Genomic DNA, 24699 nt, shown 5'->3' on the forward strand with positions numbered 1-24699 from the left:
AGCGTACTGTATGAGTATTGATATGAAACATAATATATATCCATTTGTTGCGGATGAGATCAAACGACTACTGAAAACAAAATCCATTAGTTATAAGCACCTAGGCGATTATTTAAGTGTTTCAGAAAAAACCATCACTCGATCCCTAAACGGTCACCAAGAGCTTAGTTTAGAAAGACTCTCGTCTATTTGCGCCCTGTTAAATATGCAACTTTCAGATCTATTGAATCTTGCAGAAAAAAACATGTCAAAAATTCATTATTTTAATGATAAACAAGATCTTGCGATGTCTGAGAATCCAGAAATTTATAAACTATTACATGGTGTTTTTTCAGAGCAGAACATCGAGGTTTTAGCGCAAGAGCGAGGTAAATCTATAGCTGAGATGTACCTTGCTCTTAGGGATTTGGAAAAGTTAGACCTTATCACTATTGGAACTAACAACACTTGTAGATTGTGCGTCCCCAAATACATAGCATTTAGACCTAATTCTCGTTATGCAAAAAAAATTAAAAACGCAACTATGAGCGCATTATTAGAATCGTGCTGTCAGGAAATCACTGCAGATACAACAACTTTAAAATTTGTCAGTGTGGAGTTAACCGAAGAAGAATATATGACGTTTCGCGAAGACATAAGAAACTATTTATTGCGTCTAGTGAGAGATCAATATAAAAAAATTGATGACCCACGCTCTAGCTATACTATCGGGATAATGGCTAACCCTGGTAAATACTATCCAGAAGGTTATAACATCTAACTAACTATTTTTTCTAAGTGTTACACCTTGGACTGCAAGCTGTAGAGCCTACTTTATCGTGTATTCTGCAGCTTGTTCGCACTTTTTTAGATACGACTTACACTTAGCCTGTTATAGCCCCCGATAAAGATGGTATAGTCAGTCTCTAATTCTATGGACAGATTATGTTGTTAAGGGAAATAAATGTCGCTGCGAGATAAACTACTCGCTCTGGCGATTGTTATCGCGTGGGGTATGAATTTTGTTGTCATTAAGGTTGGCTTGCAAGGCATGCCACCGCTATTACTGGCCGGATTACGTTTTGCATTCGTTGTCTTCCCTGCAATCTTTTTCGTTAAGCGCCCTCACCTACCATTAAAATGGTTAGTCATTTATGGATTGACCATTAATTTTGGTCAATTTGCCTTATTATTTTGGGCGATAAAAATTGGTTTATCTGTCGGCCTCGCTTCATTGATTCTGCAAGCTCAAGCTTTTATTACCGTCGTACTCGGAGCTTTGCTATTAAAAGAACGAATCAGGTTACATAATATCGTCGCTATTATGGTTGCAGCTATGGGTATTTACTTACTCGCCTCCAGTCAAAGCCAAAGTACAGGTAGCATCACTTGGTTTACGTTAGTACTTATTTTAGGCGCTGCCACATCATGGGCACTTGGAAACTTAACGAATAAAATCATCATGAGTAAGCACCAAGTTCCCACGATGTCACTGGTAGTTTGGAGCGCCATAGTGCCGACCTTTGCCTTTGCCATCTCATCCTTACTTTTCGAAGGTACGCCTGTTATTTTTGAAGCGATAGTACATATCGAATGGCACAATATTTGGGCTTTATTTTACTTATCTTTTATTGCGACGATCGTCGGTTACGGCGGTTGGAGTTACCTTCTGAGTCGATATGAAACTAACTTAGTGGCACCACTCTCACTTTTAGTCCCTGTATTTGGGTTACTCAGTGCGTGGCTACTGCTTGGTGAAACTTTAAATACGCATCAGATCATTGGCGTGATCATTATTGCCATAGGGTTGGTCTTTAATATCTTTGGTGGCCGTTGGCTGAAAAATAAAAGACTTATCTCTGAAGCAAATACCTAATTGCGAGCGTAACAGACAACATCGATCATGCACTTTGTAATGGGTTCGGATTTGGAGGCGTCAACGCAGCCATTATTATCAGCAAGTATTTACCTTAAAACGGTACACACAGATAAAAATAAGGCCAGATATTTCTATCTGGCCTTACGATGTGTTCTCGATATTACGATAATGATCGTTACTGAACTTGGCTTACCCAACGATCAGATTTAAACCATTTATTGTAGATACGCTCGTAAGTACCATCGCCACGAATTTGCTTCATGTAGTTATTAAGCAAGTTCAGAAAATCAGTATCGCCCTTACGAATTGCCCATGCCAATGGTTCAAAGGTAAACGGTTTATCCAAGTGAATCACTTGTCCCTTATGCTGAGCTTCATACATCGCGTTATAAGGTAGATCATAAACAAACGCATCTGCTTTACCATTCATCACTTGCAGTACGGCATCTGCAGATGTGTCGTATAATTCAGTTTTCGCGTTATACAGATATTTCTTCACGCCAATTGCACTACTGGTGCCCATTTGGGTCGCAATGGTATATTTCTTATTATTAAGGTCGCGATAAGAATGAATTTTGTCTTTTAATTTTGGTGAAATTAGGATGGTTTGCCCCATTTTTAGGTAATCATCGGCAAAAAGCACACTGAGATTACGTTTTGGCGTGACGGTCATACCAGCAATAAAATCACATTTTCCAGTTTTTAGCGCAGGAACAATCCCATCCCAAGCCGTATTAACAGGAACAAATTTAACCCCTAGCGAGCGAGCTAAATGTTTAGCTACATCAATATCGAAACCGATAAAATGACCATTTTTTGCTGTCATCTCAAACGGTAAATAACCCGCTTCAAAACAGAGTTTAAGTTCACCCGACTTTAAGATTTCTTCTAGGGTGTTATTTGATGCAGCGGCCGCTGGTAGGCAGGCAAAAGCGCTACTGGCAATCGTTGCTGCCACAACCCATTTACGTAGTTGCTGCTTAATGTTATGTAATGTCATGTGCTGATAATTCCATTCTCGTTTTTTATATGTACCCCCCAACCTCATTTGGCTTGTTCAAGAGCAACTGCCGATTGAAATAACTCAGGGATATTAATTAGCGCATAAGATTAACAAATTATATTTTAAATGAAAGTCAGTATTGACGTTAAAACCACCAATCATTGGCTTTTATTTGGCATAAGATGAAACCAAATAGTATGAATGACCTCATTTTCAGCCACATCAGCATAAAATGGATTTAAAACTTCGTTTTCCTGCCCAATAGCTATCATTCCACGTCAAAGCACATTTGAATCACGTCCGCGAGTGCGTCGACCATTTCTTCTTTTAACAAACTTGTGGTGACTCGTATATGCGGCTGTTTAGGAATCGTCATAAATCGACTTCCGGCAAAAACGGCATAGCCATGTACCGCTAGTGTGACCAAAGCAAATTGTTCAGAAGGCACAGGAATCCACACACTAAAGCCATTTTCACCTTCATAAGCAATATTGCGCTTTTCTAATGCCTGCGTCAGCCAATCACGCCGCTGACGATAGCACGCTCGCATCAAAGATAACCGTTCAATAACTTGCGGATCATTCAGTAAATACGCCGCCGCATTTTGCAGTAATCGGCTGGTCCAACTCGCACCAAAGTTTCGGTATGCTTGAATAGACTTAGCGATTGATTTAGGAGCAGACAGCACTGCTAGTCTTAAATCAGGCCCCAATGATTTTGAATACGTGCGTATATGGACCACTTTATCAGGATAGACATGAGCAAATGTACAAGTAGGCGTAGCCGATATATCACCGATACCATCATCTTCAATCACTAATGGAATATCTGCGACTAGGGGTTCCAGTACTTTTAAACGCTCTTTCGTAACGTTGACGCCTGTGACTGAATTCACTCTAGGTTGATAAATAAATGCACTGACTTTGTGCTCTAACGCTTGAGTTAAGGCGTAAGGCGTTGGCCCTTGTTCATCGCACTCGATAGAAATAACTCGCGCACCAATATTCTCGACCAAATCTAAAATACGCGCTGAGGTAGGATCTTCAACGGCCACCCAAGTGCCCGGCTGAATTAAAGAAGAGATCGTCGCTTGTAATGCATCAAACCCACCGTTAGTCGCAATATACGCTTCGGCATCATAGGGCCAGCGTTGTGCCACTATGTGTTTAAGTTCTGGTGTGATCAGTTCACGTCTATAACTATTAAGATCATGACTTTTCGTTGCAGATAACAGCGCATTATCCAAATTAGGCAGTAAATCAGGGTCCGGGGATGCGTAGGTTAAATCCACCTTCGTTTTCTTGCCGAAATTCCCAACATTTTCAAACCGCAAAGGTCTTGGTGCTGGATTATTGCCACTAATCCATACGCCATTTCTACCACTGCCAGAAATCAAATTGTTCTTTTTCAGCGTGCTCCACACCGATGATACCGATGCGGGGCTCATCCCTAACTCTTCAGCTAAGGCACGTACGGATGGCAGTTTCGAACCTATCTCTAAGGCACCCGAGCGGATCAAAGCGGTCATCTCTATAACCATCTCTTGAATACTGAGTCCTTTCAGTTCGTTAGCGAGTTCTTTTACCGATATATCTTTATCCATAAATTAAATATCTTTGTTCAGTAACAAAAAACTTATTGTACATCAATAAAATCACAATTAGGATAATTTTTAGCTGAGTGATTACCGAACTGTTTTAAGGAGTAAAACAATGGTCACAGAAGTGAGATTGGCAGTGAGAGATTGGGATTACCTCACTCCCATGTTACTTAACGAAGTCGTAAGCGATGAGGTAAAAGTCACGCTAACACGCGTAAACACCCTAGTTAACGATTGGTCCCAACACCCTGAATTTGACGGCGGTGAAATGTCGCTAAGTCGCTACAGTCAAATGATCGTTCGAGGCGAACAAGATGTTATCGGCGCTCCACACTTCCTCATGCGGGGCTTTCGTCAGCGCTGTATTATCGTTCGTAAAGACAGCCCACTTAACACAATCGAAGATTTATCAGGTAAACGAGTTGGACTAACGGGTTGGCAAGATTCAGGTAATACATGGACGCGAGCCATTTTCCGTCACCACAATATCAACCAAAGCGATATTCGTTGGTTTGTCGGACGTCTCACAGAACAGCATCCCATTGTTGATCGTTTGAATGGATTTGGTATTGAAGGCCAAATCGAAGCCTGCCCGAATGAACAGCCAATGATGGACATGTTACATGAAGGCACTTTAGACGCAGTCTGTACACCATTTATGCCCGCAGGCTTTTTCTCGGCTGATTCTGAATACCGCCAATTGTTACCAGACTTTGTCAGTTCCGAAATTCAATACTATCAGGAATGTGGTTATGTACCCGGAATACACATTCTGGTTCTAAAACCTGAATTTCAGCAAGCACACCCAGATATTGCTCAGAAAATCAGCAAGGTATTTGAGCAGTCTTACCAAATTTGGTTGGATAAACGGGCGAAATATGCCGATACCACACCATGGATTATCGATGATATCGCTCGAACCAGCCAAGCGCTAAAGCCAGATTGGAACAGTAATGGGATTGCCGCCAATAAAGCAATGCTGGAAGACTGGTGCCGCGAACTGCAAGAACAAAATATTATTGACAAACCTCTCAATATAGATTCTCTTTTCTCTAAAGAACAATGGTAAGGATACACAATGAAACTAAAAGTAGGACTTGGACAGTTTTCTGTTGCTAAGGAATGGCAAGAAAATTTGCAGATTTGCCAAGACTATATGTCACAAGCAAATGAACAAGGCGTCGATTTACTCGTATTCCCTGAAGGCATTCTGGCTAGAGATATCGCAGATCCTGATTTAGTCCGTCGCGCGGCTCAGCCTTTAAACGGCCCTTTCATGACCGAATTGTTAGCATTCTCACAATCAATGACAATGACCGTATTAATGACGGTACATGTTCCAAGTGAAGCTGAAGATGGCAAAGTTTGGAACGTTCAAGTTGCGATACGTCAGGGAGAAATCATCAGTGAATACAAAAAACTTCACTTGTACGATGCCTTCTCAATGAAAGAATCGACTAACGTGATTCCAGGTGATGACGTTCCAGAGTTAGTTGAAGTAAATGGTTTCAACATTGGCATGATGACCTGTTACGACCTGCGCTTCCCTGAGCTATCACGTCGCTTAGTACTCGATGGCGCTGATGCCTTAGTTCTGCCAGCTGCATGGGTAAAAGGCCCGTTAAAAGAACACCACTGGGACGTGCTCGCAACCGCCCGTGCTTTAGAAAACACTTGCTACATGATCGCGGTTGGAGAATCTGGAGAACGTAATATCGGTTTAAGTAAAGTGATTGATCCACTCGGTGTCGTGACATGCAGCGCCAGCGAACAAGATGAACTCGCAGTTACTACTATCAATAAAGAGCGCATCGTTCACGCTCGTCGCGTATTACCCGCGTTAGAGAACCGCCGTTTTTCTAGTCCCACTCTTATGAGTGAATAAATGAGATAACAAGGAAGTTAATCATGAAATTAAGTACATTAATCACCACCCTTTTAATTGGCATGGCGAGCAGTTCAGCTTACGCCAATATTCCACAACAGACGTTCAACCAAAAGTTGCATGACATGCTGCCTGACGACATCAAACAGTCAGGCAAAATGATCTCAAGTGTTAACGGTTCATTCCCTCCATACACGATTGTAAAAGGTGGTAACCAATTTGATGGAGCAGCAGTTGATATAGATAAAGCATTAAGCCAACTGTTAGGCATTAAAATCGAGCATAAAAACGTTAGCGGATTATCATCGATTCTGATGGGAATCAAATCCGGTCGTTATACCTATGACTCAGGCCCAGTTGGTGATTTTGCGAACCGTGAAGAAAGTGTTGATTTTGTTGATTACGTTCAAGAATTCGTCGTATTTGCTGTGAAAAAGGGTAATCCACAGCATATTGATGGCATTGCTAGCACCTGTGGCAAACGTATTTCTGTAATGGCCGGCGGTTCAGCAGAACGAGTCGTGCGCAATCAATCTAAACAGTGTGTAAAAGACGGCAAATCTGCGATAAAAGTACTGTCATACACAGATCAACCGACGTCTATCCTCGCGGTAAAATCAAATCGTGCTGATGCTTTTTTCTCTTCACAGGCACCACTAAGTTACTTCGTCAAGATGTCTAATGGTGAGCTAGAGCTGGCTGGTGAGGGCAAATCAAATGGCTTCGACACGCTTTATCAAGGTGCCGTGGTTCCTAAAGGCTCCCCATTAGTTCAAGTACTTAAAGCAAGCTACGATGAACTGCATAAAAACGGGACTTATGATGCGATCATGAAAAAATGGAATCTAGAAGGTAATAAACTGGCAGCACCAGGCATCAACTTAGCCACTGCAAAAGCCAGTGATTAATTGAGGTATCGATGATGAATAAGGGATTACACAGTCATAATATCGATCCAAGAGATGTGTCTAATGTAAAACGAAGAGTGCCTGTAGGCACTCTCATTAGCGCAGCAGTGGTCATTCTGATCGGTCTGAAACTACTCTACCTTGTCGCAACCAATCCAAACTTTGAATGGCATACCGTATTTGAGTATCTATTCAACGATGCGGTTATGGGTGGTTTGCAGATGACCTTAGTCTTAAGTTGTATCGCTATGGTAATCGGCATTGTTATAGGCCTATTTTTGGCGATAGCGAAAGTATCGCAAAACCCTGTACTTCGCTATGTTTCCTCCATTTACATTTGGTTGTTTCGTGGCACGCCGCTATTGGTGCAGTTGTTGTTTTGGTACAACTTATCGAGTTTATTTCCAAATCTATCGTTAGCGATTCCATTGGGTCCAACTCTGTTTAGCTGGAACACCAATGATGTCATTACACCATTAACAGCTGCGTTAGCTGGCCTTGCACTTAACGAAGCTGCTTACATGGCGGAAATTATTCGTGGTGGTTTAATCTCTGTCGACGATAAACAATTCGAGACAGCTCACTCGTTCGGAATGTCTAAAGCTCGTGTGTATCGCCGAATCATCATTCCTCAAGCAATGAAATCGATTGTTCCACCAACAAGTAACCAGCTAATCAACATGGTTAAGGCGACATCAATGGTGAGCATGATCGCGATGGGTGACTTATTGTATGAAGTGCAAAATATATACAATTCAAACTTTAAAGTTATTCCGTTACTGATGGTTGCGGTTCTTTGGTACTTATTTATTACGTCTATTTTGAGCGTAGTTCAAAACAGTATTGAAAACTATTACAACCGTTCAGAGCGTTACAGCTCGCAACCAGGTTGGTTGAGTCGCCTATTATCAACCATAGGTTTAGGGGCTGCTTCATCTCCATCAAAACCTAACACGACTGACCAAGGGGTGGTTCATGAGTGATGCGATTATTCAAGCCAGTAATGTGCATAAAAGCTTTGATAATATTGAAGTGCTTAAAGGCATCAATATGGAAGTACAAAGTGGTGAAGTAGTAGTCATTCTCGGTCCTTCTGGCTCAGGGAAGTCGACCTTCTTACGTTGTATTAACCAATTGGAAGAAATGGACAACGGGTATATCACTGTTGCCGACCAACAAATTGGTTATGTATTTGAAAATGGTCAACTTCGCTATGCTTCAACACGCCAAATCGCCAAGCAAAGAGAAAAAATTGCCATGGTATTTCAACAATTTAACCTTTACCCTCACATGACGGTATTGGAAAATTTGATTGAAGCGCCAATTGGTGTGCACAAGCACCCTAAGCAAGAAGCGATTCAATACGCCTTACACTTACTAGAAAAAGTAGGCTTAAAAGACAAAGCCGATGCTTATCCAAGTCAGTTATCAGGTGGGCAGCAGCAGCGTGTTTCTATCGCTCGCGCTTTAGCAATCAAACCGAAAGTCATTTTGTTTGATGAGCCAACATCCGCATTGGATCCCGAACTCGTTGGTGAAGTATTAGAAACCATGCGTGATTTAGCGAATCAAGGCCTCACCATGATTGTCGTCACTCATGAAATTGGATTCGCTAAGGAAGCAGCCGATAAAGTGGTCTTTATGGATGGCGGAGTTGTGGTTGAGCAAGGACCACCAGAGCAAGTCATTTCCAATCCACAACATCACCGGACTCAGGCGTTTTTGAGCCGCTTTATTTAGTTAATATGAAAGACAGGGAGCATTTACACTGCTCCCTGTTTTATTTACCCCAATCACCTCACGTTAAATTCTAAAAAACGCCAACAACGATTTTTGTTCATCGGCACTGTTCGACAATGATTTACTCGTGCCAGTAGCGCTTTTCACGCCATTGACGTTTTCGTGCACCATATCCACTGTCATAGAGATATTCATCGAAATATCATCCGTTACCGTTGTTTGTTCATTAGAAGCAGTCGCCACTAAGTTATTCATATCCGAGATGGTATTCACTGCCTGAGAAATATCCGTGAACGCCTTAAACATATTTTCTGCCATCTGTTTGGATTCAGAGACTAATTCGAGGTTCGACTGCATAAATTCATCTGCTTTTTCCGCTTGTACCTGCAATTTACTGATAATGTCACGAATGCTTATTGTTGACTCTTGAGTTTTCGTGGCAAGTTTACGCACCTCATCAGCCACTACAGCGAAGCCACGTCCCTGCTCTCCCGCACGTGCAGCTTCAATTGCAGCATTCAAAGCCAGCAAGTTGGTTTGCTCTGAAATGTCATTGATCGCTTGAATCACCACTTCAATGTCGTTGGAATATTCTTTCAACGTATTCACTATTGAAGCCGCCTCACTCATCGACTCACCCATTTTATTGGCTAAATTATTCGAGTTGTTTAACGATTGATGACCGACTTTGACGTTGTCCAATGCAGCATTAGCTGAATTTTTTGCTGATGTAGCATTCTGACTAATTTCTTGTGCAGCTGACGCCATTTCAGTGATGGCTGTTGCCACCATCTCTACCTGGCTAAGCATTTGCTGTGAGTTACTTTCAGATTGGGACATGACGGTTTCTAATGAATTAGAGTAACGGTTCAATTGATCAGCGACAGAAATGAGTTTGTTCGTCATTTGATTAAAGTTGATCGCAGATTTATTAAAGCTATCCGCGAGCTGGCCTAGCTCATTCCCCCCTTTTTGATCGAGACGAACGGTTAAATCGCCTTCTGCCATTTTAGTAATTGCTTGTTGAACCTCAGTAATCGAAGTGGATAAATAACGCGAAATTAACAATGCAATCGCAGCAACCACTACGAATGCAACCACAACCGTACTCACCAAAATAGTTTGCGCTTCCCCATATATCGTATCGCCACGCTTGCTCGCGGCTTGTGCCGATACTCGATTTAACTCAGAGAGCTGATTGAGAACATCGGAATATTCTTGATATTGGCTTTGTGATTGCCCAAGGAAAAGCTTTTTCGCAGCTTCATTCTGGTTCTTCTCGGAGAGCGCCAGTAGCGAAGTTTGGGTGGTAGAATACTGGCTATAAAGCTGGTTAAATTTATCCACCAACGCTTGCTCTTGAGCACTAGAAATTAACTTAGTGTACTGAGCTAACGTCTTCGCAACTTTCGCTTTAATTTTATTAATCGCTTCATTCGCCGAGGCAATTTCATGCGCATCAGTCGAAATAATGTGTACAGATTCAGTGTTTCGTAATTCTGCGGTTTCAGTATTTAAGCGTTCTATAAGTTGCACAGATGGCAACCAGTTAGTTGAAATTTCAGTCGACTGCTGATTGATAGTATTCATCTGAGAAACAGAAATAATCAATACCAATAATAAAGCAGCAAGTGGAACCAAAAATCCAATGATCAATAATCGCGCTATCTTGATGTTATTCATTGTTATGTCTCAACGTTAACTAATGTCACTAACCTTTAACTACTGAAAATCGTAGTTGATAAATTTCAAGTTAGCCAAATATTTACTTTTTCTTAGAACATAACAACTTCACAAAAATCATCTAGTTAGATCAATATGTCTCATAATTAATATTTATTGCAGTGAATATTCAAATGATCAACGCGTAAAAGTTTTAAGAAAGTGAAAAGAATTATTGAAGTTTATATCTGAGTAGATTTCTTTTGTACGTTTTATGTGCAAGTATTATTAGAGTCTATTGATGAGAGAAACACATATACCCATTGACCTCAAAATGAATAATTTAGAACATTGTCAAAAATTTATGATCAAGCCCAGTATCGGAAGGAATGGCTACTGCCAACGTTTTTCACGCAACAAACGGATTGTTGAGCCATATTGAGGTTGCTTAGGTATAGAACTAAACGCCAACAGTTAAAAAACGCTTGGTTAGTTAGCTCTCGTTTCTCTTGGTTGTTTATTCAAGGACATTGTTTAACCCACAAGAAGGAAGTCTTCTAGGGAGAAATCAATGAACATTCATAACAAGTTTTCAATCGGGACGATTCACTCTCTTTTACAGAGAATTGGTAAAGACTCATGTCGTTTTTTTGAGCACGCCACCTACCGAGTTATTCCAGCGGAAGAAAAAACCGAACATTCAAGCCTAGAAATTGTGCTCAGTAATGGTTTTTCCTTATACATCAACGTGACAGCTGTTAACAATGGTAGCAAACAGCCAGAAATCTATTTCGGGCATGAAAACTCACTATTCCAACGCCTGCCGGTTAAATCTATTGGGGGCGATCTCTACGAATGCAGTAGTGAGAATCTGTGCTTTTTTATTGATGGCATCATGGGAAAATTAGCAGAAATAGAGCAACTGGTTGTTTTTTAGTACTCAGACTTTAGACTCAGTATTTTGAAATAACTCAGTCATATTCCTACAGAATATGACTCAACTTTTATCGTATTGTATTAAATACACAACATTGATTGATTGAAATCAGGCGCTCCATTAAACTCTCACCATGGACATGCTGATACTTTTTAAGTTTTACCTCATCTTCGGACTCGCGTTTTTCGCGGTCTTCTTCGCTATTTTCTTTCGCAATCTAAAAAACAGCCATATTACCATTGCGAGATACCTGCCAATGTTCGCGATTTTTGGGTTATTACAGGGTTTTCACGTATGGTCTGATTTCTACTTATTACTGTACGAGCATGAGTTTGTCAGCTCCAAAGGCGTCGATACTTTTCGCGCGCTGAAAATGTGGGGATCATTCCTCACTCTTGGTACATTCGCTTGGCGCATGATGGATCATACCAGTTGGCAACGGGTGATGTTCATTCGTATTAGTATGCTGGTTGTGCTTGCAACCTTTGTTCTAGGTTTGTTCTATCGTTACACGCAGCTCGATTACGATCAATTCATCAGTGAAACGTTGCATCAAATTCGCTGGATCTTTGGTATGGGATCGAGCGTTCTCGCTGGGGCCACGGTATATACTTACGCTAAAAGGATTGAAGGGGAAGGTTTTGGTAGCGCTCCTCCTTTTCAATGGTTAGGGATTTCACTCATTTGTTATGGCCTCAGTGTTGGCTTTATTGATGATGGAATGAGCCTCTGGTTTCAATGCTTAAGACTCCTCTGCGCTTATGGGATGTTACTAGCATTGTGGTACGCGTTACGTGTGTTTGATGAAGAACGGGATAATCAATTGCAATCTTACGTGCAATTAACCCAACAAGAAGCCAAATTGATCGAGTTAGGCGAACTGACCTCCGCGGTGGCTCATGAAATTAAAACGCCAATAAGCAGCGCAATGATGAGTTGCGATCTACTAGAAATGCAGCTTGGTGATGACGAAAAACATAAACGTCAAATAGATCGTATACGATATGGTTTGACCCGAGCTTCCGAAATTAGCCAAGAAGTTTTAAACTATGCCCACAATAAGCAGATAAACCGAGAACCACTACACCTGCATAATATTATAAAATCCGCGTTGTCATTGAATCAGTTTCGCCTAGAAACCTTTCAGTTAGACGTGTCGATTGATCATCGATTACAGATTTCAGGTGATCCAGGATTACTTGAAGAAGTCTTTAGTAATATTATTAGTAATGCTGTCGACGCAAGTAGTGAAGATAGGTCTCTAACTATCAAAGGTTTTCAAGATAAACTGTTTGCGATTGTCACCTTTTCCGACCATGGTGGTGGTATGCCAGACTCTGTGCTGCAAAAAGCAACACAGCCTTTCTTTACAACAAAAGCGAAAGGAGAAGGGACAGGCATGGGATTGGCTCTTTGTAAACAGATCATTTTGCAACACAACGGCGATCTTCGCTTGTATAACCAAGGAAAAGGGTTAACAGTCGAAGTGAGGCTACCAAGGAATACTCAATGACGTTACAACTTCTCCTTGCCGAAGATGACCCTCAACTTCGCGAAGTGCTGGTTGAAGCCCTGACCATCGAATCTTTTGAGGTTACAGCGTGTGATAATGCAGAAGATGCATTAGATAAAGCAGCAGTGCAGCACTTTGATTTAGCGCTATTTGATGTCGTGATGGGAGGAATGACTGGCATCGATGCCCTAACGTCCCTAAGGCGGTTACAACCCAATATCGGCATTATTATTACTACTGCATTTGCAACGGTCGATATTGCTGTCGATGCGATGAAAAAAGGAGCGGATGAGTTTTTAACCAAGCCGTTTAATCTTGCCGCACTCTCCGTTACGTTAAAACGCGTCCACGCCGAGCATGCACCCAAAGCTGCCATTGATGAAAGTGATCACGATTTGATCTTCAGTGCACTGTCGAATCCTATTCGCCGCTCAGTCGTGAAACAACTTAAGATCCATCGCAAACTTAAGTTTATGGATTTGTGCCGTGTCGTGGGTATCGAAGATCACACCAAATTTAATTTTCATTTACGCCAATTAGTAAATAGTGGCCTTGTCGTAAAAGAAGAAGGCCGCGTCTATTCATTAACGAACCAAGGCCAGCAAATCTATTCCAGCTTATTACAATAAACGGAGAATATGGTTCTTCCTCCGTCACTGGCACAAAAGAGAGCGAGCATAGCTCTCTTTACTTCATTTTAGGAAGATGGCTGATATAAATTCTGCTGCTTAAGAAGCTTTGCCACACCATCAGTTGTCAAATCGTTAATATTCTGCTGTTGAGATAGCCTATCTCTAATATCGGTACTTCTAATTGGCAATCGCTGAGGACAAGCCATAATCGACCAACGCTTTAGAATATCATCACTTCGATAAAACTTAGCAAATTTGAATAAGTTATCTGGCCCTATCACAAAAGTGAGCTCCGCCTCTGGGTATTCGTCTTGTAGCGCGTCTAATACCTCATATGTCGTTACACTCGTATTGGGTTTTACCAGCGACTGTTCTACCGTCGACAGTTCCGCTTTTGATTCCCCTAGATCCTTGATAAACGCCTGCAGTAATTGACAACGTATTTGGTAATCAAGCATGGTTTTTCCCCATGCATGTGAAATGCTAGGGACTAACAGCACACGGTCAAAATGATTTAATGAATCAATCACACTCTTATGACCCAGTGATGGTGGATTAAATGCACTACCAAAAACTGCAATTTTCTGCATAACTTCCTCTACCAATTGAGAAACATCAGTTCTCATTTTTTGTCGCCAGATTATACCTAACTTATAACAAATTACCTGCCGAAAAAGTAAGCGTTTACTACACAACTGCCGCCAATCTAGACGTCAATTTATACAGCGTCTCATCGCTGTCTTTTTTATCAGCAAATGTAAAATCATCGTGACCTGTCATGTACCTTGAGCTTAGTTGGGTATAAGGTATGATATTACGATAGTTTGATATTGCTTGCAGGAAAAGGAACCGTAATGGAACAAATTATACGCGAAGAGATGCATGTACTCGCGAGCATCGACCCTGAATTTGAAATTGAACGCCGCGTAGGCTTCATTAAAAGCAAGTTAAAAGAATCTGGCTGCAAATCCCTTGTTCTAGGTATCAGTGGCGGTGTCGATTCGACCACTTGTGGCCGCTTAGCTCAACTTGCCGTTGAATCTCTAAATCAAGAAACGAATAGCTCTGATTATCAATTTATTGCGGTTCGTTTACCTTACGGGGAACAAAAAGATGAAGACGAGGCACAAATTGCCTTATCTTTCATCAAACCGACTCACTCGGTTGCTGTTAATGTAAAACCAGGAGTAGATGGTATTCATGCTTCAACACATGCTGCGCTAGAAGGCACAGGCCTACTTCCAGAATGTGAATCTAAACAAGATTTCGTAAAAGGTAACGTTAAAGCTCGCGCACGTATGGTTGCTCAGTATGAAATCGCTGGTTATGTGGGTGGCCTTGTCCTGGGTACCGACCACTCAGCGGAAAACATCACTGGCTTCTATACCAAATACGGTGATGGCGCTTGTGATTTAGCCCCACTATTTGGTTTGAGCAAACGCCAAGTTCGTCAAGTTTCTGCCAAACTGGGCGCGCCAGAAGTACTAGTGCATAAGGTACCGACAGCCGATCTGGAAGAATTAACACCACAAAAAGCGGATGAAGATGCGCTAAACCTCACCTATGATCAAATCGATGATTTCTTAGAAGGCAAAGATGTGGCTCCAGAAGTGACACAACGTATTGTTGCTATATACCAAGCCACCCAGCATAAACGTCAACCGATCCCAACGATCTACGACTAAAGCATTCGATCCAATCATTTCGATATAACGCTCCTCAATAGCCAGCTCAAACGCTGGCTATTTTTTGCCCCATGAAACATTTAATTAACAATAAATATTTATATTTTTTACGTAGTTATTAAATAACGTGAGCCTATTCATACTCTCCACACTCTCTTTTTTGTACATAGCTGAATGTGAAGAACACACCATTCTTTTTGCAACGAACATCGCAAAATAAACCCAGTTTTGATTCAACTTTTAATAGAGAGCAATGCTTATGTTGTATTTGGAATTTTTGTTCCTACTACTGATGCTGTACATTGGTTCGCGGTATGGTGGTATTGGTTTAGGGGTCGTGTCGGGTATAGGCTTAGTTATTGAAGTCTTTATTTTTCACATGCCACCTACCTCACCGCCTATTACAGTAATGTTAATCATTTTGGCGGTAGTCACTTGTGCTTCTATTTTGGAAGCCGCGGGTGGCCTAAAATATATGTTACAAATCGCGGAAAAGCTGCTGAGAAAAAACCCTAAACGGGTCACTCTGATCGCACCGTTTGTCACTTACACCATGACTTTTATGCTTGGAACAGGCCATGCCGTATACTCCATCATGCCAATCATCGGTGATGTGGCACTGAAAAATAATATCCGCCCAGAACGTCCTATGGCCGCCGCTTCTGTTGCATCGCAAGTCGGTATCACCGCCTCACCCATTTCAGCAGCCGTTGTATACTACTTAGCTCAACTGTCGGAAATTGACCATCACATCACTTTACTTTCCATTCTTATGGTCACCATCCCATCTACGTTATTTGGCGTATTATTAATGGCTTTATATAGCTTACGCCGTGGTAAAGAATTAGATGCAGATCCTGAATATCAAGAAAAACTAAAAGATCCAACGTTCAAAGAACGTATCGATAGTACAACTGCTACAACGCTGAATGAAAAATTACCTAACTCATCACGCAACGCAGTAATACTGTTTATTTTATCCTTGCTTGCTATCGTTTTTGTTGCGATGGTTCCTGATGTTCGTACCATAGTGGATGGAGCGAAACCCGTCAAAATGACAGTCATCATCCAGATGATGATGCTTTGTTTCGGTGGTTTGATACTTTTGATTACCAAAACCGATCCGAAAAAAGTCCCCAACGGCGTAGTGTTCAAATCCGGTATGGTCGCGGCCATTGCTATTTATGGTATTGCTTGGATGTCCGATACCTATTTCCAATACGCCATGCCGCAATTTCGCGCTGGTATCATAGAAATGGTGACCGATTATCCTTGGACTTTCGCGCTTGCCTTGTTCATTGTCTCGGTTGTGGTCAACTCTCAAGCTGCCGTGGCTCGTATGATGCTACCAGTTGGTCTTGGGTTGGGGTTACCTCCAGAGCTTGTCATCGGACTGATGCCTGCGCTTTACGGTTACTTCTTTATTCCTAACTACCCATCCGACATTGCGACCGTTAACTTTGATATCACCGGAACAACCAAAATTGGTAAGTGGTATTTTAACCATTCATTTATGAGCATTGGTTTAATTGCTGTTATTGGTGGTTGCTGTATGGGTTACATATTAGGTCAAATCGTCATCGGTTAATATATTTAGCTTATTTTTATACATAATAAGGCGAGTAATAGACTCGCCTCATCCATAATATAAATATATAAATGCAATGTATATATAATATTTATGGAACTTCCTGTCCCATTGACGCAGTCCAAATCCGATACCACTGCTCACGTGATAATTCATATTTAAGAGCATCAACTGCGTTATTTACACGTGCAATTTTACCTGATCCTAAAATAGGAATGGGGTTAGAAGGTAAACGACGTATCCATGCATAAATCACTTGCTCTATATTCTTTGCACCTAACTCTTGAGCAACCGCGTATAATTCATCAACAACACGTTTAGAACGTTCTGTTAAATGATTATTACTAGAGCGAGATAATTCACCACCAGCCAAACAAGACCAAGCCATCGGTCGCACACGTAATTGTTGCAGTTGATCTAATGTTCCATCATGTACCACATCGAAATTTAATGGATTAATTTCCACCTGATTGGTTACCAATGGTTGATCTAAGCGCGACTGCAATAATGAGAACTGACTTGGAGTAAAGTTGGATACTCCAAAGTGCACTACTTTGCCTTGTTGCTGTAATCGCTCAAAACACAATGCGACTTCATCGGCATCAAGCAAAGCATCAGGGCGATGTATCAGCAACACGTCTAGTTTATCGACACCTAAAGCTTGTAACGAGTTTTCGACAGAATGAATAATATGCTCAGCACTCGTATCATAATGTTTTACTTTACGTTGTGGGAAAATCGATCCAGTCAGGTTAATATCACATTTAGTAACAATCTGAATTTTCTGCTTTAATTCAGGTTTTAGCGCCAGAGCTTCGCCGAACAAACGCTCACACTGATGCATTCCATAAATATCAGCATGGTCAACCGTTGATACTCCCAACTCGACATGTTGTTGAATGAAGGTTAGCCTCTCCTGGGCAGACATTCCCCACTCAGCTAAACGCCAATAGCCTTGCACCAATTGAGAACACTCTGGCCCTTGCCCTGTAAACGTGACTTTATCCATTATTTTTTCCTTAACCACGGGTGTTTTTCTACCTTATCTTCGACAATTCTATTCTCGCACCTTACGTGTTTTATTCGTAGCCCGCGAGGACTAGTTGGAAAATTTGAGTCAATAATCAGAACGTTTTATCGTCTATTTTTGCAAGTTAATTCGCCACAATATCTTTAGTGAGAGAATTATTTAATCACCTATTATAAATTTTATTTTAAAGTACGATATTCTAATTAAATTTATTCGGGTGAAATATTCGTTGATAAATTACGTTATTATCTTGATTGTTTAATCAATGTTGAATACATTAGTCATTTCTAAGCCAACCTATTGTCACTTTACATTTTAGGCTCTAGTAAATTACTTCGATTATCTCCCAGAAGTGAAATACCTCTGTCTATTCTGAAAGGAATCTCATGAGCGCAAAAAATAAAATTCTATTAACAATTGGCGGACTATTTACGCTTGTCATATTGTTTATCGTTGGATCCGGTTACCTCTCTTTTAGTAGCTCCTCAGAATCGAACTACACCGATAAGTTGAAGCAAGAAGCTTCCTTAATCGCATCCGGTGTTGAACAAAAAATGCTACGTAACTTTGATGTTCTAAAAATGGCAGCTAACGCCATTGATGTAGACGGTCAAGGGGAGCTTAATGTTGATCAACTGGTTAACACACTTAAGTTTATGGAAGGCAACTATGGCGTTGTCAGTGCCTTTTATGGCGCAGCAAATGGGGATACCTACCGTACAGGCGGCCTGATCGCTAATTTTAATGCGAAATCAGCTGGTCGTGAATGGTATACCCGCATCATGGCGGGCGAAAGTTCGGTAATGACAACCCCGTACAAAGCCACATCTGGCAAACTGATTATGTCACTGGTCGAACCGGTAAAACGTCAGGGCCGTATTGTCGGTATTATAGGGGTAAACGTTGGCTTAGATGAATTAACCACTTATATCAAAGAGCTATCGGGTAATAACCATTTATACGTGAACCGCAAAGATGGTTACATTATTTCAGCGCATAAACCCGAATTGATTGGTAAAAGCTTATATCAATTAAGACCATCTTACGCAAAATACAAAAACCAGAGTGGCTCAAGTCACACTTACCAAGCAGATGGAGACACCTACTTTGTGGTCAACGCGATTTCGCAAGAATTAGGCTGGACCGTCTGGAGTTGGGAAAAACAAGATAACATCATGGCCGCCTCTAGCGACAACCTCAAATCAAGCATTATCTTAGCGATTATTGCTCTGCTAATTTCGCTTGGTGTGACGTATTGGGTTGTGATGCGCTTGATGTACCGCCCTATTGGTGGCGAACCAACCGTCATCGAAAATATGGTTAAAAACACCGCTAAAGGTGATTTAAGCCCAGTAGCAAAAGGCGGTGAAATCGGGATCTTAGGTGCGATGCTAATCATGATCGCTAACCTAAAAGATACGATCAAAAATATCCATCAATCCGCTGAAACACTTGAAACCGCATCAACGCAAATGTCGGATACGTCTTCACAAGTGAAAACGAGTTCTGAATCGCAAATGGCTCAACTTGAACAAGCCGCTACCGCAATGAATGAAATGTCAGTTTCGATCGATGAAGTTGCACGTAACGCCCTAAAAGCATCAGATTCAGCGAAAGAAGCGAACACCTATTCAGATCAGGGTCTCGTTGTGGTTAATGATATGAACCAAAGTGTGGTTTCTCTGGTTCGCAGTATCGAAGAAGTGGTCGAAGCCAATATCCGCTTAGAGAAAGAAACCCAAAGTATCGGTCAAGTTCTCGAAGTCATTGATGGCTTGTCTGAGCAAACCAACTTACTCGCTCTGAATGCGGCGATTGAAGCTGCACGAGCAGGAGAGCACGGACGTGGTTTTGCTGTGGTTGCAGACGAAGTTCGCAATTTGGCGAATAAAACGAAAGAAAGCACGACAGCGATTACTGACACCATTCAGCATCTGCAAAATGAAGCAAGCCATTCTGTCGAACTGATGCGTGAAAACATGAACAATGCACAAGTCACCTCAGAAAAATCGGAAGTGGCGAGCCAAGCACTGCAACAAATCCAAACTGCGGTATCTCATATTCTCGATATGAACACGCAAATCGCAGCAGCGGTTGAGGAGCAAAGTCACGTTGCCGCAGAGATTGGCGCAAATGTTGAAGAAATCAATGAATTAGCGCGTTCAACCGTGGCTATATCAGATAAGAACCATGCAAGGTCACGTGAACTGACTGAAATAGCTGGAAGCATGAATAAATCGATTCAAATTTTCCGCTGGTAATAAAAATCGATTGATACTACGCCGTTACACGACCGGTAAAGAATGATAAATATAATTTCTTTACTTTAACGGCGTTTTTATTTTAAAACAAAAAGGCTTGAACCAATCATTTAGTGTCACAGTTAACCATCATCTTCAGATGACTTAGCGACAATGTTGGGCTGCTCGTAAGCAGTGACAGCATAAGACTCACCTTGCCAACGTTGCACTTCAACCAAACAAGTTTGCGCACTGCATCCTTGAGAAAAACTCGAAGCGGGAATATCTGCGGTTAATGCATTAGGGTTGCCATGTTTTTCGAGCAAAAATTGCCCGTCTTGAAAACGAGGTGTTAATGGATCAAACCAAGCCCCAGTAGAAAGGCGCACAACCCCTTGGCGAATGTTATCCGATGGCACTGCAGACGCTAAACAACTGCCGCGTTGATTAAATACTCGAACTAAATCACCAAATTGTAAGCCGCGCATTGCTGCATCTTCTGCATTGATGTAAATCGGCTCTCGTTGATTTATTTTATCCTTTTGGCTGTGCGGACTGTGATCCAACTGACTATGCAGTTTATTTTTAGGTTGATCTGAGATCATATGCAGTGGAAACTGTACCGCTTTTTTACTACCCAACCACTCATGCGGAGGGAGCCAACAGGCAAACCCAGGACAATCTGGCAAATTAAAATCAGCGATAGATTGTGAAAAAATTTCGATTTTGCCGCTTGGCGTTTTTAATGGGTATTTGCCGGGATCTTTGCGGAAGTTTTCAAGTAATACTAATGGCTTATCACCTTTAGGCAGCTCAAGTAAGTCATTTTCCCAAAATGCGTTAAAATCTGGCAAATCGAGTCGATATTCCCGCTCCATTTGCTCCTGCCAGTTGGTATATAAATACGCTAGCCATCCCTGAGCGTCTAACCCTCTCGTAAACTGTTCAGCAATGTTTAACCGCTTGGCTAATTCAGAAAAAATACTGTAATCGTCTTTTGCTTCTCCGGTAGGTGATTTCGCTTGTTTCATTGCAGCCATAACGGTTTCACGGTTAGCATAAAAAATGTCATTCCGTTCCAGTGTTGTCGTTACGGGTAATACAATATCTGCCATTTTTGCGGAAGGCGTCCAATACTGCTCATGTGTAATAATGGTTTCGGGGCGTTGCCAAGCCTGTGCAAGTTGACTCAGGTTTTGGTGATGATGAAATGGATTACCGCCCGCCCAATAAACCATTCGGATATCTTGATATGTGTGAGTCTCACCCTGATAAGTGAAGGTTTCCCCTGGATTTAGTAGCATATCAACGACTCGAGCTACCGGAATAAAATGATCAATCGGAGGCTGACCTTGTTCCAAGGTCGGTCCAAAAAACAACGGGTTAGGACTCCCGACCAAGTTTTCTGCACCATAGCAAAATCCAAAACCACCGCCTGGCAAGCCGATCTGTCCTAACATTGCAGCGAGCGTAACTAAAGCAAAACATGGTTGCTCACCGTGGTGAGCGCGTTGAAGCGCCCACGCCATATTGACCATGGTGCGATGATTGGCAATATCAAAGGCAAGACTCTCAATATCGCAGACATTAATCCCAGTAATATCTGCCGCCCATTGCGCTGTTTTGGGTATACCGTCACTCTGACCAGTCAAATATTTTTCAAACACATCAAACCCAACACAGTAGCGTTGAATGAATTGCATATCATGAAGTTTGTTTTGCCATAATGTGTAAGCTAAACCTAATATTAATGCAGTATCAGTGTTAGGCTTAATGGGTAACCAAGTGACTGAACCTTCAGTATCAATATCGTCCTGAACCGGGCTAATATTAATAAAGCGTACGCCCGCCTTATTCATCGTACAAAGGCTATCGTGTAACCGATGGTCAACCGTACCACCATAAGAAACTTGTGCATTTTTGCGCGGTGCACCACCAAAGCTTAAAAAGATTTCGGTATGTTTTGCGAGTGTTGCCCAATCAGTATGAGAAGTCATCAGCTCGCCCATAGGCATCACCAACCAGTGCATCAATGGCCCTGCGGCGCCTAGGCTGTATGAATCTTTGTGCCGAACATAACCACCAAAGCTATTAAGGAATCGGTGTATCTGACTTTGTGCGTGATGAAAGCGCCCAGAGCTTGACCAACCATAAGAACCGCCATAAATTGCTTGATTCCCATAGGTGGTTTTTACTCTCGTTAATTCTGCTGCAACAATGTTAAGCGCTTCCTCCCACTCCACTTCAATATAATCATCGCCACCGCGTGGCGATCCCTTTCCACCATAGTATTGCTCATACCAGCCACGGCGAATCGCAGGTTTCGTTACCCTCAATTTTTCGACTTGTGGATGATTGAGATACAAGCCAATCGGAGAAGGATCATGATCGTCTGGATAATGGGATAGCGTCATATTGGGCGACATAGGGGATTCCACCTGATACAGCCCCCAGTGTGAAGCTGTATAAGAAACGGTATTTCCACCCAATATTGATTGCTTATGTTCTTTCATCTATCGCCTTTATCCCGAAGCGTTATCGTCTTTGGAATTCAGTCTAACATAGACAGATATTGGTCTCGATGATACGTATTTGTTTTACATCACACTTAGTGACAGCGTCACTTCTACTGATTAAAAAAAAGCGCGCTCGAAAGCACGCTTAGACATTGCTCAACACAGTTTCATGTTGAATTAGAATGTGTAACCTACAGACGCCATAAATACGATTGGGTTGATATCTACGTCTGTGCTGTAACGAGTATCACCAACTGAGTAGTGAGCAGTAGTATCGATGTCTGCATACCAAAGTGATGCGTTCACTAACCAGTTATCATTTACTTGGTAATCCACACCAATATTCGCAGCATAACCCCAAGAGTTATCTAGGTTAAGATCGCTTAAACCAGCATCATGACCAGTTGAGTTGAATTTAGAATCGTAGAAGTTAGTGTAGTTAATACCAAGACCTGCGTATGGTTGCCATTTTGCAGCAGGCTCATTGAAGTAGTATTCAACCATCAATGTTGGTGGCAGTTGTTTAGTCGTTGCAACGTCGCCAAGGCTACCGTAACCAGTAGAAATATCGTGTTCAAAAGGAGTGGCTGCCAATAGTTCTAGGCCAATATGGTCCGTTACCATGTAATCGAAAGTTAAGCCAAGTTGCGTATTGGTATTGACGGCTAACTTATCAGTTGAACCTAAAATACGGTCACTACTATCTAGAGGAATAACTGATGCGATACCAGCACGAACAAAGATATCACCTTGTTGGTGAGCAAGAACGTTTGTTGATACAAGGGCAGATAGGACTGCTAATCCACATAATGTTTTTTTCATTTGTTATTTTCCTTTATTTTGGGCTCATACCGCAAAACAACGTCAAGATTAGTTCCTAATATCAAACTGCGTGGAAATACTTTCCGCCGCTAGGACAAAAACTAACAGGAAAATACCATCCATCGAATTGATCTATCACCAAATCTTAGAGTTATTTGGGCAGAATTATTTTCTGTGCGCAGACTAGCACACAGAAAACCCGCGATATTGACTGAAATCAATTTGTAACAACCTATTTAGAAAAAATTAAAAATATCGAAAAATGATTACCTTATTCTGCATTTCTCCAATTTAAATTACTTGTTTGCAGCAATAGGTTCATTTTTTTTCATTTTCACCCCTTGAATATGAATAATGCCTCCCCAACTTACTGATCAGGTTGGATATGAAAGGTATCTAACCGACGAAAAGATATAGAAGCAACACTCACAAACAGGAGGATTATTATGAGCTTGATTCCACGTGATTCTTGGTCTGATTTCAGTCGTTTGTTTGACAATGCTTTTCCGTCTATTCGACCTCGTTTCGAATCTGAATTTTTCTCTCCACGTGTAGACGTGGTTGAAAAAAATAATGCATTCGAAATCATCGCCGACTTACCCGGAGTAGCGAAAGAAGACGTTACTGTGACTTGCCACAATGGGACTTTAACCATTGAAGCACAAACTAAAAAAGAACTTGATAAAAAAGACGGCGATCAAGTTATTCATCGCGAACGTTATCAAGGTAAAATGGTAAGAAGTTTCACCCTCGGTGATAATATTGCCGATCAAGATATCGTAGCTGAATTTAATGATGGTGAATTGCATGTCAATATTCCGAAGCTGGAATCTCAACCTGATGAAGCACGCAAAATAACCATTAATTAATCTTCATAATATATATTAATTATCTATATTGGCGCAGCTTATACTGCGCCTTTTTAATATCCCTTCATATTTAAACCTCAAGATGCTGTTTCTGCGAGCATGAATAAGCTCTCTTTAAACCGATAAGTTGTGATCCATTAAACACACCATTAAATGCAAAAGGTTTAATATCAACTTGGATTGTTACTGTATGGTCAGTTTCCTCTATGTG

21 protein-coding genes are annotated in these 24699 nt (G+C 41.4%); 14 read left to right on the forward strand and 7 right to left on the reverse strand.

Annotated features, from left to right (window positions below):
- Positions 1-22 precede the first annotated feature (22 nt).
- Positions 23-760, forward strand: a complete 738-nt coding sequence (locus F9817_RS01360; protein WP_161153167.1) for a helix-turn-helix domain-containing protein — start codon at positions 23-25, stop codon at positions 758-760.
- Positions 761-943: 183 nt separating this feature from the next.
- Positions 944-1855, forward strand: coding sequence for an EamA family transporter (locus tag F9817_RS01365; RefSeq protein ID WP_161153168.1), 912 nt, complete (start codon positions 944-946; stop codon positions 1853-1855).
- A gap of 178 nt (positions 1856-2033) precedes the next feature.
- Here F9817_RS01365 and F9817_RS01370 read toward each other — a convergent pair whose 3' ends face one another.
- Positions 2034-2858 (reverse strand): transporter substrate-binding domain-containing protein, encoded by an 825-nt coding sequence (locus F9817_RS01370; RefSeq protein WP_161153169.1) that lies wholly within the window; start codon positions 2856-2858, stop codon positions 2034-2036.
- 271 nt (positions 2859-3129) lie between these two features.
- A complete protein-coding gene (locus F9817_RS01375) occupies positions 3130-4464 on the reverse strand; it encodes an aminotransferase class I/II-fold pyridoxal phosphate-dependent enzyme (RefSeq protein ID WP_161153170.1) in 1335 nt (444 codons plus the stop codon).
- Between the two features lie 109 nt (positions 4465-4573).
- Here F9817_RS01375 and F9817_RS01380 point away from each other — a divergent pair, with 109 nt between their 5' ends.
- From F9817_RS01380 to F9817_RS01400, 5 genes are read left to right on the forward strand one after another with little or no spacing between them, the layout of a single operon-like run.
- Complete coding sequence (locus F9817_RS01380) at positions 4574-5530, forward strand: ABC transporter substrate-binding protein (protein ID WP_161153171.1); 957 nt, start codon at positions 4574-4576, stop codon at positions 5528-5530.
- Between the two features lie 9 nt (positions 5531-5539).
- Complete coding sequence (locus F9817_RS01385) at positions 5540-6346, forward strand: deaminated glutathione amidase (RefSeq protein ID WP_161153172.1); 807 nt, start codon at positions 5540-5542, stop codon at positions 6344-6346.
- Between the two features lie 23 nt (positions 6347-6369).
- Positions 6370-7254: an ABC transporter substrate-binding protein gene (locus tag F9817_RS01390; RefSeq protein ID WP_161153173.1), complete on the forward strand. Its 885-nt coding sequence runs from the start codon at positions 6370-6372 to the stop codon at positions 7252-7254.
- 11 nt (positions 7255-7265) lie between these two features.
- Complete coding sequence (locus tag F9817_RS01395; RefSeq protein ID WP_161153174.1) at positions 7266-8237, forward strand: amino acid ABC transporter permease; 972 nt, start codon at positions 7266-7268, stop codon at positions 8235-8237.
- Complete coding sequence (locus F9817_RS01400; RefSeq protein ID WP_161153175.1) at positions 8230-8994, forward strand: amino acid ABC transporter ATP-binding protein; 765 nt, start codon at positions 8230-8232, stop codon at positions 8992-8994. The genes F9817_RS01395 and F9817_RS01400 overlap by 8 nt, the downstream gene beginning before the upstream one ends.
- Before the next feature lie 63 nt (positions 8995-9057).
- Here the strand turns inward: F9817_RS01400 and F9817_RS01405 are convergent, their stop codons facing one another.
- Positions 9058-10677, reverse strand: a complete 1620-nt coding sequence (locus F9817_RS01405) for a methyl-accepting chemotaxis protein (protein WP_161153176.1) — start codon at positions 10675-10677, stop codon at positions 9058-9060.
- A gap of 550 nt (positions 10678-11227) precedes the next feature.
- Between F9817_RS01405 and F9817_RS01410 the strand changes: the two genes are divergently transcribed.
- The 3 genes from F9817_RS01410 (at position 11228) to F9817_RS01420 (ending at position 13735) form a co-directional block, all read left to right on the forward strand.
- On the forward strand, positions 11228-11593 hold the full coding sequence (locus tag F9817_RS01410) for a hypothetical protein (protein ID WP_161153177.1): 366 nt from the start codon (positions 11228-11230) through the stop codon (positions 11591-11593).
- A 256-nt stretch (positions 11594-11849) separates the two neighbouring features.
- Positions 11850-13106: a sensor histidine kinase gene (locus F9817_RS01415; RefSeq protein WP_230389697.1), complete on the forward strand. Its 1257-nt coding sequence runs from the start codon at positions 11850-11852 to the stop codon at positions 13104-13106.
- The gene (locus tag F9817_RS01420; RefSeq protein WP_161153179.1) at positions 13103-13735 is read left to right on the forward strand and encodes a response regulator; all 633 of its coding nucleotides are present in this window, start codon (positions 13103-13105) and stop codon (positions 13733-13735) included. The genes F9817_RS01415 and F9817_RS01420 overlap by 4 nt, the downstream gene beginning before the upstream one ends.
- 68 nt (positions 13736-13803) lie before the next feature.
- On the opposite strand, the gene F9817_RS01425 is transcribed toward F9817_RS01420, so the two are convergent.
- Entirely contained in the window at positions 13804-14328 is a 525-nt protein-coding gene (locus F9817_RS01425; protein ID WP_161153180.1) for a nicotinate-nicotinamide nucleotide adenylyltransferase, read from the reverse strand.
- Positions 14329-14592: 264 nt separating this feature from the next.
- On the opposite strand from F9817_RS01425, the gene nadE reads away from it, so the two are divergent.
- Together nadE and F9817_RS01435 are read left to right on the forward strand one after the other, a co-directional pair.
- Positions 14593-15423, forward strand: coding sequence for an ammonia-dependent NAD(+) synthetase (gene nadE, locus F9817_RS01430; protein WP_161153181.1), 831 nt, complete (start codon positions 14593-14595; stop codon positions 15421-15423).
- A gap of 259 nt (positions 15424-15682) precedes the next feature.
- Complete coding sequence (locus F9817_RS01435) at positions 15683-17011, forward strand: anaerobic C4-dicarboxylate transporter (RefSeq protein WP_161153331.1); 1329 nt, start codon at positions 15683-15685, stop codon at positions 17009-17011.
- A gap of 91 nt (positions 17012-17102) precedes the next feature.
- Here the strand turns inward: F9817_RS01435 and F9817_RS01440 are convergent, their stop codons facing one another.
- The gene (locus F9817_RS01440; RefSeq protein WP_408063545.1) at positions 17103-18023 is read right to left on the reverse strand and encodes an aldo/keto reductase; all 921 of its coding nucleotides are present in this window, start codon (positions 18021-18023) and stop codon (positions 17103-17105) included.
- A 404-nt stretch (positions 18024-18427) separates the two neighbouring features.
- On the opposite strand from F9817_RS01440, the gene F9817_RS01445 reads away from it, so the two are divergent.
- Complete coding sequence (locus F9817_RS01445) at positions 18428-20302, forward strand: methyl-accepting chemotaxis protein (protein WP_161153183.1); 1875 nt, start codon at positions 18428-18430, stop codon at positions 20300-20302.
- A gap of 122 nt (positions 20303-20424) precedes the next feature.
- Here the strand turns inward: F9817_RS01445 and F9817_RS01450 are convergent, their stop codons facing one another.
- Together F9817_RS01450 and ompW are read right to left on the reverse strand one after the other, a co-directional pair.
- Positions 20425-22794: a molybdopterin-dependent oxidoreductase gene (locus F9817_RS01450; protein WP_161153184.1), complete on the reverse strand. Its 2370-nt coding sequence runs from the start codon at positions 22792-22794 to the stop codon at positions 20425-20427.
- Positions 22795-22974: 180 nt separating this feature from the next.
- Entirely contained in the window at positions 22975-23619 is a 645-nt protein-coding gene (gene ompW / locus F9817_RS01455; protein ID WP_161153185.1) for an outer membrane protein OmpW, read from the reverse strand.
- A 446-nt stretch (positions 23620-24065) separates the two neighbouring features.
- On the opposite strand from ompW, the gene F9817_RS01460 reads away from it, so the two are divergent.
- On the forward strand, positions 24066-24488 hold the full coding sequence (locus F9817_RS01460; protein WP_161153186.1) for an Hsp20/alpha crystallin family protein: 423 nt from the start codon (positions 24066-24068) through the stop codon (positions 24486-24488).
- Positions 24489-24699: the final 211 nt, after the last annotated feature.

This window comes from Vibrio eleionomae (assembly GCF_009874545.1).
Taxonomy (GTDB): Bacteria; Pseudomonadota; Gammaproteobacteria; order Enterobacterales; family Vibrionaceae; genus Vibrio; species Vibrio nitrifigilis.